At 32.5% G+C, this 17,547-nt stretch carries 13 protein-coding genes; 5 read left to right on the top strand and 8 right to left on the bottom strand.

Annotated features, from left to right (window positions below; genetic code table 11):
• Positions 1–223 precede the first annotated feature (223 nt).
• A complete protein-coding gene (locus PYW35_RS02545) occupies positions 224–1,423 on the bottom strand; it encodes an MFS transporter (protein WP_103322657.1) in 1,200 nt (399 codons plus the stop codon).
• A complete protein-coding gene (locus PYW35_RS02540) occupies positions 1,423–1,854 on the bottom strand; it encodes a MarR family winged helix-turn-helix transcriptional regulator (RefSeq protein ID WP_016912568.1) in 432 nt (143 codons plus the stop codon). The genes PYW35_RS02545 and PYW35_RS02540 overlap by 1 nt, the downstream gene beginning before the upstream one ends.
• Positions 1,855–2,019: 165 nt before the next feature.
• On the opposite strand from PYW35_RS02540, the gene PYW35_RS02535 reads away from it, so the two are divergent.
• Together PYW35_RS02535 and PYW35_RS02530 are read left to right on the top strand one after the other, a co-directional pair.
• Positions 2,020–3,213: an amidohydrolase gene (locus PYW35_RS02535; protein WP_103322656.1), complete on the top strand. Its 1,194-nt coding sequence runs from the start codon at positions 2,020–2,022 to the stop codon at positions 3,211–3,213.
• A gap of 112 nt (positions 3,214–3,325) precedes the next feature.
• Entirely contained in the window at positions 3,326–4,555 is a 1,230-nt protein-coding gene (locus tag PYW35_RS02530) for an ammonium transporter (RefSeq protein ID WP_016912570.1), read from the top strand.
• Positions 4,556–4,665: 110 nt separating this feature from the next.
• On the opposite strand, the gene PYW35_RS02525 is transcribed toward PYW35_RS02530, so the two are convergent.
• Complete coding sequence (locus PYW35_RS02525; RefSeq protein ID WP_016912571.1) at positions 4,666–5,970, bottom strand: Na+/H+ antiporter NhaC family protein; 1,305 nt, start codon at positions 5,968–5,970, stop codon at positions 4,666–4,668.
• Between the two features lie 120 nt (positions 5,971–6,090).
• Positions 6,091–9,171 carry a YhgE/Pip domain-containing protein gene (locus PYW35_RS02520; RefSeq protein ID WP_239102395.1) on the bottom strand — a complete coding sequence of 1,027 codons (3,081 nt, stop codon included), beginning with the start codon at positions 9,169–9,171 and terminating at the stop codon, positions 6,091–6,093.
• A gap of 250 nt (positions 9,172–9,421) precedes the next feature.
• Here PYW35_RS02520 and PYW35_RS02515 point away from each other — a divergent pair, with 250 nt between their 5' ends.
• Positions 9,422–10,090 (top strand): hypothetical protein, encoded by a 669-nt coding sequence (locus tag PYW35_RS02515; protein WP_103322654.1) that lies wholly within the window; start codon positions 9,422–9,424, stop codon positions 10,088–10,090.
• Positions 10,091–10,554: 464 nt separating this feature from the next.
• Here PYW35_RS02515 and PYW35_RS02510 read toward each other — a convergent pair whose 3' ends face one another.
• The gene (locus PYW35_RS02510) at positions 10,555–11,394 is read right to left on the bottom strand and encodes a helix-turn-helix domain-containing protein (RefSeq protein ID WP_016912946.1); all 840 of its coding nucleotides are present in this window, start codon (positions 11,392–11,394) and stop codon (positions 10,555–10,557) included.
• A gap of 212 nt (positions 11,395–11,606) precedes the next feature.
• The gene (locus PYW35_RS02505) at positions 11,607–13,154 is read right to left on the bottom strand and encodes a M4 family metallopeptidase (RefSeq protein WP_103322653.1); all 1,548 of its coding nucleotides are present in this window, start codon (positions 13,152–13,154) and stop codon (positions 11,607–11,609) included.
• 208 nt (positions 13,155–13,362) lie between these two features.
• Here PYW35_RS02505 and iadA point away from each other — a divergent pair, with 208 nt between their 5' ends.
• A complete protein-coding gene (iadA, locus tag PYW35_RS02500) occupies positions 13,363–14,508 on the top strand; it encodes a beta-aspartyl-peptidase (RefSeq protein ID WP_016912944.1) in 1,146 nt (381 codons plus the stop codon).
• A 90-nt stretch (positions 14,509–14,598) separates the two neighbouring features.
• Here iadA and PYW35_RS02495 read toward each other — a convergent pair whose 3' ends face one another.
• On the bottom strand, positions 14,599–14,970 hold the full coding sequence (locus PYW35_RS02495) for a winged helix-turn-helix transcriptional regulator (RefSeq protein ID WP_016912943.1): 372 nt from the start codon (positions 14,968–14,970) through the stop codon (positions 14,599–14,601).
• A gap of 118 nt (positions 14,971–15,088) precedes the next feature.
• Between PYW35_RS02495 and PYW35_RS02490 the strand changes: the two genes are divergently transcribed.
• Entirely contained in the window at positions 15,089–16,282 is a 1,194-nt protein-coding gene (locus tag PYW35_RS02490; RefSeq protein WP_103322652.1) for an MFS transporter, read from the top strand.
• A gap of 448 nt (positions 16,283–16,730) precedes the next feature.
• On the opposite strand, the gene PYW35_RS02485 is transcribed toward PYW35_RS02490, so the two are convergent.
• Complete coding sequence (locus tag PYW35_RS02485; RefSeq protein ID WP_103322650.1) at positions 16,731–17,447, bottom strand: tyrosine-protein phosphatase; 717 nt, start codon at positions 17,445–17,447, stop codon at positions 16,731–16,733.
• Between the last annotated feature and the right edge of the window lie 100 nt (positions 17,448–17,547).

The raw sequence follows: 17,547 nt of genomic DNA, 5'->3' as shown, positions 1-17,547 counted from the left end.
ATAAATAGCAAATATCTTTATAATATTCTGCACGATTTTGTGAAGTGCTGACGCCCGGGGGAATAGTATGCCGCGCGCGACTACAGGCTCGAACCATACCCCTAGGCAAGCATGCACGAACAAAATCGTAAGATTTGTAAACATAAAAATATCTCTTCACTAGGTTATGAGCTAATGAAGAGATATTTTTTTATAAATGAGTATTTATTCCTATACTATTTTTTTACGAGTAATAATTCACTTCTTTTTTCGCTTTAATCATATGCAAGAAGTAGAATGCTACTAAACCGAGTAATGCAACTAGTGCCATTGCTAAGTATAAACCTGAATATCCGATAGAATTTGTGAAGTTACCTAATACATATGGTCCAAATCCTAATCCAAAGTCTAAACCTATGAAATAAGTTGATGTTGCTAATCCCATTGCTTCTACTGGTGACACTTTCACTACGAGTGCTTGGAATATAGATTGTAAGTTACCAAATCCTAATCCTACAAACGCTCCAGCTATTAATAATACGACACCATTACTCGCTATACTAATTAAAAATAAACCGAGAACTAAACAAATAAATGCTGGTATTGCAACGATATTTTCTCCACGTTGATCCATAATTTTTCCTGTAAATGGTCGCGTTAGCAATACCGCAATTGCATAGACAACAAAGAAGAAACTTGCTGCATCTACTAAATGATTTTCTTGTGCAAAAAATTGTATAAATGATAGTACTGATGAATAAGCAATACTTACAATTACCACTACTATAGCAATTGGTAATGCATGTACAGAATAGAAATCAGATAATCTGAATCCTTTTTTCTCTTCATTTGTGTTGGCCATTACTGGCGTATCAATTTTCATGAATATTGACATAACAAACGCGATAACGATTAATATCGTACAGATTGTAAATAGCCCAGTCATTGGAATATGTTGATATAATAATAAGCCTATAAATGGTCCGATTGCAGTTCCTAGAACCATACTTAAACTATACATACTTATTCCTTCACTACGACGTTGTGCTGGTGTGATGAATGCAGCTATCGTTCCTGTAGCTGTACTTGCTACCCCGCTAGCAATACCATTTAAAATACGTACGATCAGTAAAAGTGCGAATGATGATGCTGATACAAAATATAGGCCATTCGTGATGACAAGTAATATCCCGCCTATTATTAACACTTTCTTAGTGCCTACAATATTGATATATTTACCTGTTAAAAATCTTCCTATTAAAGATCCTACGATAAAAAGCCCCGAAGCTAAACCAGCTAAGCTATCTGAAACGCCAAATGTTTCTTTACTATATCCACCTACTGTAACGAGTAATAAATACATAGATAAAAATATGACAAAACTTACAACAAAGTTAAATATGAAATCTTTTGTCCAAATTGGTTTTTTTAATTGTTCACTCATTATTCTGTTACCTCCTCTATTAAATGTTCTCTAATTTTTTCTAATAATTGCTGTGCTTGTTCAAGCTCCTCATCATCTGCTCCAACAGCTTGTAGACAATTATTTTGAAACTCTACAATTTTTTCATGTATTTCATTAAACTGATTTTTCCCTTTCTCTGTTAATGTAAGAAATTTTTCTCTTTTGTCTTCTTTACTATTAACAGCTTGAACAAGTTCAAAATCAATTAATTTTTTTATAATTTTACGAGCTGTAGGTTTTTCAATAAAAGAACGTTTAGATACTTGTACAAGCGTTGTAGGCTCATTGTTCGCAATATCATGGAGTACTTTGTATTGTGCAGCATATAAACCATAAGGCTCTAATATGGCATTAATGTGATGAATATACGGTCGATACAAATTCGTGTATGTAAATAAAAAACTCTTCATTGTTTTCACCTTTTCTCATAAAATAAGGTTAGCTTTGCTAACTAATACTTGACCATTCTACTCTCGTTTATTTATCGTGTCAATATAAAATTCGTTCTTCTCACAACATATCCCTCTATTTTTCAACTATAATAAAGATAAATATTTTATGAGGAGGAACATGATATGCTAAATGATTTCTATGAAAGATTATCGAAAAAGGAAGACAAAATGATTGAAATCAGAAGATATTTACATGAAAATCCTGAATTATCTTTTGAAGAAAAAGAAACTGCCCAATATATTGCAGATTTTTATAAGGATAAAGATGTTACCCTCCAAACTCATATTGGTGGAGAAGGTATATATGGAATTAAAGTGACGATTGATTCTGGAAAACCAGGTAAGACGTTGGCACTTAGAGCAGACTTTGATGCTTTACCAATTAAGGAAGACACTGGCTTAGAATTCAGTTCAAAAAATGAAGGCGTTATGCATGCATGTGGTCATGATGCACATACTGCTTATTTACTGATTCTTGCTGAAACTTTAATAGAGGTTAAAGATCAACTTAAAGGAAAAATTGTTATTATCCATCAACCTGCTGAAGAAAAACCACCAGGTGGCTCACAATATTTAATTAAAGATGGCATTCTAGATGGTGTAGATAATGTGATTGGTGTTCATGTTATGAGTGCATTAGAAAGTGATCACGTTTATTATCGTGAAGGAAATGTTCAATCCGGACGAGATATATTTAAATTGAACATTACAGGTCGTGGTGGACATGGCTCTTCTCCGCATTTAGCAAACGACCCAATCGTTGCAGCAAGTAGCTTTGTCATGTCTGTACAAACAATCATTTCTAGAAGACTTAACCCATTTGATATGGGCGTCATTTCTATCGGTTCATTTGACGGGAAAGGACAATTTAATATTATTAAAAATGAAGTCACGCTTGAAGGTGATGTTAGAGGCATGAACGAAAAAACATTAAATCTAATAGAAGATGAAGTTAAACGACTTTCTAACGGATTAGAAAAAATGTATGGTGTTCAATGCGAATTAGAATATACAAAAGATTATCCCGTACTATACAACGACCCTGAATTAACGAAACAAGTTGCTAAAGCAATTGAAGCAGCAAATATTCCTGAAGTTAAAAGTGTTGAACGATGCGAACCACAACCACCTTCTGAAGACTTTGCTTATTATGCTAAAGCATTACCTTGTACGTTCTTCTATGTTGGTGCTAGTCCAAAAGATAAAGAAACATTCCCACACCATCACCCTAAATTTGATATAGATGAAGGTTCATTACTGATTGCAGCTAAATCTGTCGCAGCAGTTACATTTGATTATTTAGGTATTAATGATTAATCTATTCCATCTATGTCATATAACATGACACACAGTGTAAATTTACCTGACTCATATTTCTTATTTCTTATTTTATATTTTATACTTTAAAAAAATAAGGAGTTGAGGGAAGATGAGTCAGACAGATACACTTTTATTATTTGGTTGTACGTTATTAGTTTGGTTAATGACACCAGGATTAGCGCTATTTTATGGCGGATTAGTTCAATCCAAAAATGTGTTAAATACATCTATGCACAGCATTTCAGCAATTGTAGTTGTAACATTCACTTGGGTTTTAGTTGGATTTTCACTGAGTTTTGGCGGAAACAACTTATTTATAGGTGATTTTTCTCACGCGTTATTAAATGGCGTTGGTTTTACACCGAACGGTCAGTTTAGTGAAACAATTCCATTTGCACTGTTTATGCTTTTTCAATTAACATTTTGTACAATTGCAGTATCCATTCTCACAGGGTCAGTCGCAGAAAGAATGAAATTCGGACCATTTTTAATTTTTATGGGATTATGGGTAATATTCGTATACAGTCCAGTAGCGCACTGGGTGTGGGGCGGAGGTTGGATACACAAACTAGGTGCGATAGATTTTGCAGGTGGCACAGTCGTACATATTTCCTCAGGTGTATCTGGACTCGTACTTGCCCTACTACTCGGATCAAGAAAGCCTATTAACAAAAAGCCACCGCATAATTTAGTGATCACTTTAATCGGTGGTATTCTCGTTTGGTTTGGATGGTTTGGCTTTAATACAGGATCAGCATTAACATTCGATTCAATTGCCATGTTGGCTTTTGTAAATACCATTTTAGCATCATGTGCTGGTATCGCAGGTTGGACTATATTCGAATATTACCAAAAGAAAAAAGTTACTTTAATAGGCACTTTATCAGGCATGTTAGCTGGTCTCGTCACGATCACACCAGCAGCAGGTTTCGTTGGATACGGAAGTTCGATGATACTCGGTATGTTAGGTGGATTCGTATGTTACTACGTTATAACTCATTTAAAAGTATTGCTTAATTATGACGATGCACTTGATGCATTTGGTTTACACGGATTTGGAGGCGTCGTTGGTGCAATCGGTACAGGCTTCTTCCAAAATTCAAACGTCAATTCAAGTATCTCTGATGGCGTATTTTTCGGTGGTGGATTTATGCCAGTTTTAGTACAAATTATAGCCGTAGTTGTAACAATCGCATTCAGCGGTATTATGACTTACATCATAGCTAAAGGCATCAGCATCTTTACAACATTAAGAACTGATGAAAAATCAGAATTAGCAGGTTTAGATACAGTATTCCATGGAGAAACTGCATATGGATATGAACTAGAAGGAAAATAATTTTGTAAAGTGCTTGCCTGTGGTATGGACTTTATAAAATTAAAAATATAAAAATCACCCAATCCGAAAATATATACAACGGATTGGGTGATTTATTTTGAGAAAAGGCGTTATGTCTTAAGCCCTTTTTTATTTCTAGGATATCCTATCAATATCGATACAATGCCACATATGCCTAATAAGTAAGGATAAAATGAATATGGTAACAACGATACTGTTGAAATACCCGCTACACTAGTGGCAGCCAATACTTGAGCACCATATGGAATGATACCTTGAATCGTACTAGCAAATATATCTAGAATACTTGCAGACTTTCTTCGATCAATTTGGTAATCTTCTGCTATTTCTTTAGCTAAAGGACCAGTTGTAATAATGGAAATTGTATTATTAGCTGTTGCTAAATTCGTTACACTGACTAAACTTGCTATTCCAAATTCTGCGCCTCGTTTAGATTTCACTTTACTTGTAACAACGTTTAACAACCATTTTATACCTCCATGGTATTCAATCAGACCAATCATACCGCCGATTAAAAGTGCGATCATTGAAATATCTTGCATACTAATTAAACCATCAGATATTGCTTTAAGATTATCACCTAAAGTAAATGAGCCATCAGAGAGTCCGATCAAGCTTGCAACGATTACACCTAGCACTAAAACCATGAGGACATTCATTCCACATAGCGCGCTAATTAATACAAATAAATATGGAATAACTTTGATTAAACTATAACTACCTTGAGCGGCATCTGTCATACCAGAATCTTTAGTCATGAACCATAAAATAACGACTGTTAAAATGGCGCCTGGTAATACGATTAAGAAGTTCATCTTAAATTTGTCGCTCATTTTTGTTTTTTGAGTTCGTACTGCAGCAATTGTAGTGTCTGAAATCATAGACAAGTTATCACCAAACATCGCGCCGCCTACAACTGTTGCAATTGTTAACGCTAATGATATATCAGTTGCTTCAGATATACCCACTCCGACAGGGGCTAGTGCAGCTACAGTCCCCATAGAAGTTCCCATAGCTACAGATATAAAAGCACCTACAATAAATAATCCAGCTAATAAAAACTGTCCTGGTATTAATGATAATCCTAAGTTAACAGTTGAACTCACTGCACCCATACTTTTAGCTGTTTCACTAAAAGCACCCGCCATTAAGAATACAAATACCATTAACAATATATTAGGATGTGCAGCGCCTTTAGTAAAAATGTCTAACTTTTTAGCTAAAGGCGTCTTTGGATACATGGCACAAGCAAATACAGCAGCAATAAGTATCGCAACATTTAAAGGCACGAAATTAAAATCATGCATGATTAATCCTGCACCAATAAACAGCACTACAAATATAATTAACGGTAGCAATGCTATGAAAGACCCTTTTTTATCTATTTGTTCCATTATTTTCTCCTTATTTATATCTTGAATACTTTAAAAGGTTACAAGACAATATTGTTCTCGTCAAATATAAAATTTACTAAAAGTATTCTTTATTGATACAAATAGGATGAAATTCGCTCATTACTCCATTAAATAACTATCTTCTGCACGTTTGATTGTCTTGTTTTTCCATGGATCAAGTTTAGGTTTAACAATAAATCCTATCGTGAATATGACAACACCAAACAATACTAAAAACATTAAATTATAAATTAATATTTCTGGCACTACGCCTCCTACCGCTTCTCGTAATGCATCTACAGCATAAGTAAACGGTAAAAATGGATGAATCGCTTGGAAGAACTTCGGCGTAACTTGTATTGGGAATGTTCCCCCGCCTCCAGCAATTTGTAAAACCATCATGACCATCGCAAGCGCTTTGCCGACATTACCGAATAATGAAACAAGTGTATAAACAATACTGATAAACACGATAGACACAAGAACAGATAGTAGTACAAATAACCATCTATTATCTATATCAGCACCTAATATAAATATATTTCCTAAAGATACTATGATTGACTGTACAACACCTATAATTATAAATATGAAGCTCTTTCCGACAAAAATTTCTCTTAATGAATATTTATGTTTAATTTTAGGATTTTTAATATCAGTTGTTAATAAATTAGATAATAGTAATGCACCAACCCACATCGCCAAAGATGTATAGAATGGCGTACTTGCTGTTCCATAGTTAGAAACACTGAACAATGCTTCTTCTTTTAGTTCTATAGGATGCGCTATAACATCTGCTTGTTTTTTCAAATCATTTTTCAATAACTTAATCAGGTCATGAACAGTATCATCTTCATCTATTTCTCTCGCTTTATTCGCTGCTTTTTTAATATCTTTTTCAATACTTGGTAAATCATTTCTAGCAAATTCTGCTAAATCATGAATTTCTTTTTGAGCTTCTGGTAGATTTCCATCTATCAATTGTACAGCTCTATCATATTTATCAATCATTGCAGGTAAATCTTCATTTGAAAATTGTGCTATATTTGCTATTTCAGACTGAACATTTGGCAGTTCATTTTCAACATAATTTGCACCTTTACCTACTTGTTCTTTGAATGCAGGGAAGTTAGTTTGTGCAACTTCATTAATATTATTAAATTTCCTTTCAAGTTCTGGCAATTCGTTGTTAATACTCACTAATAAATCATGTCCATTTTGCAATGAACTTTTCCCATTTTGAATAACATCTTCAATCATATTCATTGAATTTCTTATCGTAGATATGTCGTCTATACCTTTAATTAATGCCGAGTCTATTTGATCAACACCTTGCATTAAAGTGGATTTAAAGTCATTGCTACTATATTTAATTAAATGATCTAAAGATACTAAATTAGAATCTATAAGTTTATCCAATGACAATACTTGTTCTTTTCCAGACTGTCCATTGCTTAAAGCGTTCATAAGGCTATCTTGACCATCAATTACATTTTGTAAATCTTTATTCACAGATTCAAATTGTGAAATGGCTGTTGACGTATCCATTCCTTCAGATTTTTGTAATTCACTTAATATATTAATCATCGAATGATTAAATTCTACACCTTGTTTTAAGCGAGATTGATTGTTTTTCACTGTATCTGTCAGCTGTTCGCTATCTTGACTTATCATTATACTTTGATTAATGGCTTTCATACTATCTAAATCTTTTTTATTCATTGTTGCTTGTTCATTGCTATAGTCAGCTAAAGCTGTTAAAGACTCACTAAGTGCAGATTTCATATCTTGAATATCTTGATCATTTAACACTTCTTTAGACTTGTCCTGATTTTCAGCGTTATCTTCCTCATATGCTTGTTGAGTTGTGACGATGTTGTCTTTATTAAACGCTGTTGATGCTGTTTCATCTTCTGAAGTCTCTGATTCTTGTTCATTATTTTCTTGTTCATCAGAATTTTGAGTGTCATTTTTATTTTCTTCAGATTGCTCTTCAGTTTGTTCCTTAGGTTGTTCATCAGATTGCTCTTCAGTTTTGTTTGCAGATTTATTCTCTTCGTTTTTATTTTGCTCAGTATTAGCATCTTCTTCAAACTGATTAGAGTCCTCTTTACTGTTTTTATCTTTTGAAGTTTCCTTATTTTTCTCTTCTGCTTTAAGCTTGTCATTCGCTTTCTCAGTTTTTTGTTGAGCTTTCTTTGCATCAGCTTCATATTTGTCCAATTTATTATTTAATTTAGGCAAATATTGTTCGGCTTGATTTAAAGCTACTAATGCTTTTTCAGTTGCTTCAATACCTTGAGGTACGCCTTTGTTAATTTTCGGAAATTGTTCTTGAACTTTTGAAACTTTTGATAATGCACTTTCAATTTCAGGCATTTTAGAATTGAGTGTCGTAATTAACTGTGCAGCTTGGTTAATTTCACCCATCTTACCGTTTACTTCGTTAATTTTTTCTACACCGTTATTAATATCACCTTTGTAGTTCCCTAATGATTCAAATTCATTTTTATAATGATCAATATCACCTTGATGTTCATCTATTTCTATAACTTTTTCTTTAAATTCTTCTATTTCAGGAAGATTATCTTCTGCTGTAAAAATCGCATTTTTGATTTTACTCATAGTTGGTAATTCATTTTCAATATCTAATCCGACTTGATTTGCTTCTTTTAATAAGGCTTGTGTCGCATTCTCCCCGAACTCTTTATTTAATGAATCTACAATTGATGATGCACCAGCATTCGTCATTTTCGGAGCAATCGCATTTGATTTTTCATTTACTTTATAATCGATTACTGCTTTTTTAGGTTTCTTATGGTAAATACTTGTAACTTCTTCAGAAAAAGTTTTATGTAAATAAATAGAAGCATAATAATCACCTTTTTCCACACCATCATCAGCTGTTTTACGATTGACGAAATCCCAACCAAATTTATCATTGTCTTTTAGCTGTTTGACGAGTTGATTACCTACATTAATATTTTTACCATCTAATTTTGCACCCTCATCTTCGTTAACGACTGCAATTTTAATCCCTTCCGTATTATTATATGGATCCCATGACGAACTCAAATTAAACCATGCGTAAAATGAAGGTAAGATTGATAATCCTAACAACAATATAATGACAAATGGCACACGTTTAATATTTTTAATATCTTCTCTAAAAATTTCAAAAGGTTTCTTCAAAATAACCACTCCTAACTAATTAGTACACGACGTGTACTATAATTATCAATACCGTCATCATAACCTATGTTCAAAATCAATTCAATACCCTTTTACTATATCAGTATATTTATATAAGGTATTTATAACCTTAAATAGCACGATATAGGTATATCGGTATAATTAATTGAGCATATTTTATGTCCTGTTATGATTAAACAATAAATTTTAGGTAATATAACGTATAATAAGAATAAAGAAGATATTAAGGAGTTATATTATGATTATTAGTAATACAATAAATGATTTTTTTAATAACTTTCATTTAAATGAGCTGTCACTTAAAACATATTACGAAAAATATCGATCTGAATTGCAACATGCAGAACAAGATATGCAATATCTTAACGACAACTTATCGACGACCCTTTCTAAATTAGAAACAGATACTGCCAAAATTCTAAAAATAAATACAAAGTTAGTACATATTGTTTTTGATGTAAGGTGGCAATTTTTAAAACAATACGATGCTTACTTAAAGCCTGATATTTTCTTTTTAATCGGTGCATACAAACAAGATGCGATGATTAAAACCGAAGAAATACCTCATGTATATTTTTTCATCGAGTCATTATGCCAGCACTATGATGATTTATATGACACGATTGCCTATCATTTCACAAAGTTATTTTTAAGCCATTTAATGCAATTAAACGCTACAAAAGAATCTGCCATAACATATATTAACGCCGATGTTTCACTCTTAGAAGAAGCGGTCACTTTACATATTTTGAAAAGTTTAAACCTTACATATCCGCATACAACAACTCACGATTTTCAACTGATCCAAAACTTAGAAACAAAATTAAGTGAGCAATTTCAAACAAAATCACTTATCAAATTATTCATAGAAAATGATCATCTTGAAACACTGGAAAAATATTCATAAAAAACATACTAAAATTAGTAGTGAAGTCTAGGACATAAATGTCTTAGCTTAATGTCGATAGCCATTTAGCTCAAGAAATTTATTTACTGTAGATCTTTTCACCAAAATCGCACGATATCTTCCAAGTCTTCGTGCGTTTTACCCAGATTTTACCAAAATCGCACGATATCTTCTAAGTCTTCGTGCGCTTTATCCAGATTTTGCCAAAATCGCACAATATCTTTGAGTCTTCGTGCGTTTTACCATGATTTCACTTAGATTATTCTCCACGATTTTGTAAAGTGCTGACGCCCGGGGGAATAGTATGAGTGAGAGACTACAGGCTCGAACCATACCCTAGGCAAGCATGCACTTTCAAAATCGTAAAATTTTAAAATATAAAAAGATCTCTTCATTAGGCTTAACTAATGAAGAGATCTTTTATTTTAAGTTAGGATTTATGTCCCAACCTCGTTTGATTTTGATTATAGTAATTTCATCAAGTCTCTTAATAATATTGTAATGTTATATTTTTTAGACTGTTCACTTAAATAAAGCGCTACTTCTAATTGTTTTTTATCACTGTCGTTATTTATGTTCATTTCTATGCGTGAATTCACAATATTATATACTAATTCGCTATATAGCATATATTGATTTGATTTAATCGTAATATCTAATGCAGTTTGTGCATATGCTAAACATCTGTCATATGCTTTTTCACTAGAATAAATATTAGATAATGTATATAACAATTTAATTTGATAATTGTCCTCAACATTCAATCGTTTAGCAATGTCTAATCCTTGCTCTAAAGATGATTTAGCTTTCTCATTTTCATTTTGTCTATAGTAGAATATCGCTCTTGTATTACAGATCGATACTTGTAATTTTACATACATATTACTATTAATTAATTGATATGCTTCTTCAATCAACTGAAGTGAATGTTCAATTTCATCATGTTTATAATATGCGATAATTGATCTTACCCACTTAGAAGCTGCAATTTCATCAGTAGATCCATTTGATAAATAATTACCATCGATAATCGGTATTAATGCATCATAATCACGATCTTCTAATAATCTTTCTATTACTTTTAATTTTTGTTCTAATTGTGTATCTAATTCATCACCTATATATAAGAAATCCATACTACAGTTCAGTCGTCTAGAAATATTAAAAAGCAGTTGTGATCCTGGTTGTAACTCGTTCTTTTCAATTTTAGATATTTGACTTTGTGTAGCGATTCCTTTGGCTAACCCTTGTTGAGAAAGCTTTAAATCCATTCTCCTTTGTTTAACACGTTCTCCTAATTTCATATATAACGCTCCCCAAATTCTTTTATCGAATTAACATGTTTATAAACCTATACATGCATATCATAAGGTATAGTAAGTGTGCATATAATTATCCCGTCAATCATATGTTTCCAGCACTTACGTATACACTTATACTTGTAATAGATTTATTAATCTTCATGTTATAATCCTCTTCTTTATTTTAATGCTCAATGTGTGAAAATACAATTATTTTATCCGGAAACGCCGACTGAATTCCATGCATTTACAACTTCTTGTTCTTCAGTTGAGTTTGCGCCATAAATATCTGAGGCTGCTTGTTTTAATGCAAATTTCGCATCTAAGAATGAAGCATTAGAACTTAAGTATTGTGTCAGTGCTCTATAATAAATCGCTTCTGATTTTTCTTTACCAATTTTAGAAATAGTTAAGTATGCAGCTTTATTTGGTATACCACTATTAATATGCACACCACCGTAGTCTCCTTGTTCAGTGTTTGGTAAGTCTTGGTAAGCATTCATGTGAGCAGGTTGGTTATACTGTTCAGGGTTTGAAAGACTTCTTAAGCCGTCTCCATCTTTACCTGGTGTATAAACATCCTCACCCATTAACCAATCATCTGGATCTACAAAGTAACCAAATACATCTGACATTGACTCATTTAATGCACCAGGTTGATTTTCATAAACAAGGTGGGCGCTATGCTCAGTAACAGCATGTGTTAATTCATGCGCAACAACGTCATCTGCTGCAGATAATGACGTGAATGTTTGACCATCTCCATCACCATAAACCATATACTGCCCATTCCAAAAAGCATTATTATAATTTTTATCATAATGAACAATGGAGTTTATTTCCGCTCCGTTACCATCATAGCTATCTCTTTGATGTGTATTTAAATAATAATCATATGTTTTAGCTGCATTAAAATGCGCATCTACACCAGCTGCTTGGTTCTTATCATTAAATATCGTATCACTATCAGTCATTAAAGTTGCATTGGATGTGCCATTTTTAGCATCATACGTATGGATTGTGCCGGTATGTGTTTCATCTTGTAATCCATAGCCGTTACTGACTTCTGTTAAATTTAATGGTTTTTTAGTATCTCCATTAACACCTACGCCACTTCCAGCTATATGTTCTATTTTATTCTTCTTGCTTAATACTTTTCCAGTTTCTGCATCAATTTTAATTTCCCAACGTGCAGGTTCTGGATCTAAGTATATGATTTCGACATTATAAACGAGTTTTTTCTTTTCAGCATTGATGACTAGTTCTTCTTGATTAATAACATTTTGACCAGCAATATTTTTTACTTCATTTTGATTTTTACCAATGCTTTCAAAAGCTTTATTAATAGCATCATCTTTAGATAAACTTTGTTTATTTGTATATGTAACCGTTTCTGTATTTACATCACCATTAACGAGTTCTAGCTCTTTATTGTTGTTAGTATGTATTTTAACTTCTTTATCTTCAACAACGATATTATCAACTTTAGGTTTTAATGTGTAATGTGTATATCCTAAATTATCTTTAAACTCATTTGTAACTTCAAATTGTTTATAACTCTCTTTAATATTCGGATTTCCTGGTAATTGGCTTAACACTTCTTGCGCTTCCGTTTTTGAACTAACTTCTTGTTTAGGTAATGCTTTTAATTCTTTTTGATCTAATGGACTACTTTCTTTAGCAATCGCGACATTTGATAAACTTAACGATAGCACGACTACTGAAGCAAATCCTGCTGTTAAAACCTTTTTTGTATTGTACATAAACTCCACCCCTATATATATTTTTCGAATAAGTACAATTTAATTATATATACTAAAAGAGGTAAAGTCACGATAAAAAGTGTAATTTTATATTACATTTATATTACATATCAAATATCGCACTTTATTAAATAAGTTCACTACATTTTGCTTTCATACTCAAATTAATTTAGAATATGAAACAACGATGCTTTACAGGAGGGGAATTATGTTTACGATTATAAAAAACGGCGAAGTATTTTCACCAAAAAATATCGGCCAACAATCCATACTCATTCAAGGTAAAAAAATCATCAAAATAGGTGATATCGATATCGAACTATTAAAACAACTTGATCCCAATTTAAATATTATCGACGCTGAAGGACATTTAGTTATTCCTGGAATTATAGACCCACATATACATTTACTTGGGGGTGGCGGAGAAGCAGGTTACATAACGCGTACACCTGAAGTTAATTTATCCGAACTTATTAAAAGTGGCATAACAAGTGTTGTTGGTTTAATTGGGACAGATGGATTATCACGAACATTAACGAATCTATACTCTAAAGCTAAAGCACTGGAAGCGGAAGGCATCTCTACATATATGTATACTGGAAACTATCATCTCCCTGTTACAACTATTACAGGTTCAATTAAAGGAGACTTATTATTAATCGATAAAGTAATAGGCACAGGAGAAATAGCGATTAATGATTTCAGATCATCCATTCCAAATACAGAAGAACTTGCTAAGGTTATAGCAGAGACTACTGTCGGAGGAATGTTAGGTGCTAAAGCAGGTGTTACCCACTTCCATATTGGAACTGGTAAACATAAATTAAAACAAATTCACGAGCTACTTGAAAATTACGATGTTAAACCAAATAAAATCTACGTCACACATTTTGATAAAGGATTCGATTTACTTGATGAAGGAATCAAGCTAAGTAAAAAAGGCGTATATGTTGATTTAACTGCAGATGTCAATACAGTAGAATGTGTAGAATACTATCAATCTCATAATGGAGATATGGGCAGACTTACAGTATCTTCAGACGGTCACGGAAGTCTACCTAAATTTGGTAAGAAAAATAAACTCGTAGGATATGACGTCGCCAAATGTAGCACGTTAACAAACCAACTATTTAATTTATTAGCTCAATATAAAAATTGGGAAGACATCATACCATTGTTTACTTCTAATGTTGCAAAAGTATTAACATTGCACCATAAAGGACGTATAGTAGAAAATTATGATGCAGATATTTTAGTAATAGATACAAATAAATACGAAATTAAAGATGTCATGGCCAAAGGGAAAATAATGTTAGCTGATTATAAAGTCATTAGAAAAGGTATGTTTGAATAAAATTAAAATACCAATTTATCATATATAGACAGAGCGTAAATTCATCGAAAAATAAGAATTTACGCTCTTTTTAATATCATTATAAAATCTTTAAGCTTGATCGATAAATTCTACTGAATCTAACTCTATTAATTCTCCGTCTTCTTTTCTTTTTTTAATATGAAACTCTCCCCATTTACATAGGTGTTCTAATAAATCATTTAAAGAACTACCATATTCAGATATTTCATATTCTACTTTTGGTGGTACTTGTTGATAGACGATGCGATTAATAATGCCATCTTTCTCTAGTTCTCTTAATTGTTGTGTTAGCATTTTTTGTGTTATATGCGGAATAGCTTTTTTAAGCTCAGATGTTCTCATTGTTCCGTGTTTTAAATGACATAATATAACGGGTTTCCACTTACCTCCAATTACATCTATTGTCGCTTCTACACCGATATTATATTCTGTTACTTCCATGTGATTTCCTCCTTAAGGTACTTTTCGGTACCTATATGACTTTAAAGTGCGTACTTCCTATTTGTTTACTTACGTCTTAAAATAACACATATCTTAGAACAAAGGAAGGAACTTAAAAATGAAGAATAAATTTTCAAATCAACTTGCTCTTATCTCACTTGCTATATCTGCTTTTGCTATAGGTTCTACTGAATTCATCAGTGTTGGCTTATTACCTTTAATAAAAGACGCTTTTGACGTCACAATATCTCTAGCAGGATTAACTGTATCTTTATATGCTATTGGAGTTACTGTAGGTGCGCCTATTTTAACGCCTTTAACGAATAATATGAAAAGAAAAAAAGTGCTCATACTTATCATGATTGTTTTTATAATCGCTAATGTATGTGCAGGAATGGCTACATCATTTACTTTATTATTAGCAATGAGAGTTCTCAGCGCTTTCTCTCATGGTGTGTTTATGTCGATTGCTACAACTATAGCAGCAGATTTAGTACCGCCACATAAACGTTCTAGTGCAATTGCGCTTATGTTCACAGGTTTAACAGTCGCTACAATAACTGGTGTCCCATTCGGTACATGGGTCGGCCAACATTATGGATATGAAATGTCATTTTATACAATTGCTATTATTGGACTCATCAGTTTAATCGCAAATATATCATTTGTCCCTAAAAATTTAACTGAATACAAACAAGCACCTATCAAAAAACAACTTGCAGTATTTAAGAACAAACCACTTATGATTATTTATTTAATAACTGCACTAGGCTATGGTGGGACTTTTGTAGTCTACACATATTTAACTGAAATTCTCACTCATATTTTAGGTTATGAAACGAACAGTATCGTGCTCATTTTAATTTTATATGGAGTTGTGGTTGCGATTGGTAATACTTTAGGGGGTAAATTAACGAATCATGCGCCTACTAAAGCATTAACCATCATTTTCTTACTGCAAGCTTTCACACTATTGCTTGTAGGTTTCACACTTCACTTCCATGCTGTTGGATTAGTAAGTATTTTATTAATGGGGCTGTTTGCTTTTATGAACGTACCTGGTCTACAACTCATCGTCGTATTATTTGCGGAGAGAAATAGTAAAGAGACAGTCAATTTTGCATCTAGTTTAAACATATCTGCATTTAATGTTGGTATTACACTAGGCTCAGTTATCGGTGGATTTATATTAAATCATTTTTCTTTATCTTTCACACCTTACTTTGCATTCATAATGGTTATGATGGCGAGTATATTAATGTTTGTCGTCAATAAAAATGAAACAACTGAATCGCTTCAAACAACTTGTTAATCAATAAAGAAGTTGGGATTTTTATGAAATCTACGATTTTGTTCGTGTATGCTTGCCTAGGGGTATGGCTCGAGCCTGTAGTCTCTCGCTCATACTATTCCCCCGGGCGTCAGCACTTCACAAAATCGTAAGGAATATTCATTTTTCTTATATTTTTTCGTTTGTTCTTTTAAGTACATGCTGTATGTTGCAAGACTTACCAAACAAGCAACATAGAACGTCTGTATGTTGCAAGACTGGCTAAACAAGCAACATAGAAAGCCTGAATGTTGCAAGACTCATCAAACAAGCAACATAGAACGCCTGAATGTTGCAAGACTGGCTAAACAAGCAACATTCAGACCCCGACGTCATCCAATTATAAAAAGATGAGACATAAATTCCAGCTCAAAATAAATAACAACTCATTTCACTGATTTATTCAGCTAGAAATGAGTTGTTATTTTTATTAAATATTTTCGTTATTTAGCACTTTTCGAGCATTTTCTTTTAATTGATTTACTTTATCGATTCCTTTAGTACGTTCAATATAATCATATGCCTCTTTTATATGAAAATTTCTATTTGAAGTGTTATGTGCATCACTTCCCACAATATGAATAGCATCTTGATCTAATAAATAATCAGCAATTCTTTTAGCGTCTTCACCATATTTATCGACTAAAGAACCTGCCGTTACTTGGCAAAGTGCACCTCTTTCGATTAAATCAAATAAAATTTGAGGATTATCTTGTATAGGAATAATACGTTCTGGATGGGCTAACAAAGGACGATAACCTGCATCGAACAATTGGTCAAATGTTTTATTCGCAAAGTCTGGAACTGAAAAGAATGGAAATTCAATTAATACATATCTTGATCCTTCAGTAATAGGTAACAATTCTCCTGATTTCAATCCAGCTAACTCATTACCAAACATATGAATTTCCTGGCTAGGATACACTTTTATATCAATTCCATTGTCATTTAGTATCGCTTGTACTTCTTCTGTTCTTGCTGTGACGATGTCTGCACTATTTTTAAAACGATGTTTGATATAGTGAGGTGTTGCAACTAAATCAGTTATTCCTATTTTTTCAGCTTCACGTGCTAACTCAAGCATACTTTCAGCATCTAATGGACCATCATCTAATACATATAATAAATGATTGTGAATATCTATCATGTGCACCGCTCCTTTAGTCAATAAACTATCATACAACAATAAAAAAATCTCTTATTACTTATATTGTAACAAATATACCTTTATAAATTATATTAAAATG

Source organism: Mammaliicoccus vitulinus, from assembly GCF_029024305.1.
GTDB classification, from domain to species: domain Bacteria; phylum Bacillota; class Bacilli; order Staphylococcales; family Staphylococcaceae; genus Mammaliicoccus; species Mammaliicoccus vitulinus.
The sequence above is the reverse complement of the archived record's forward strand: the minus strand, read 5'-3'. Positions and strand labels throughout refer to the sequence as shown.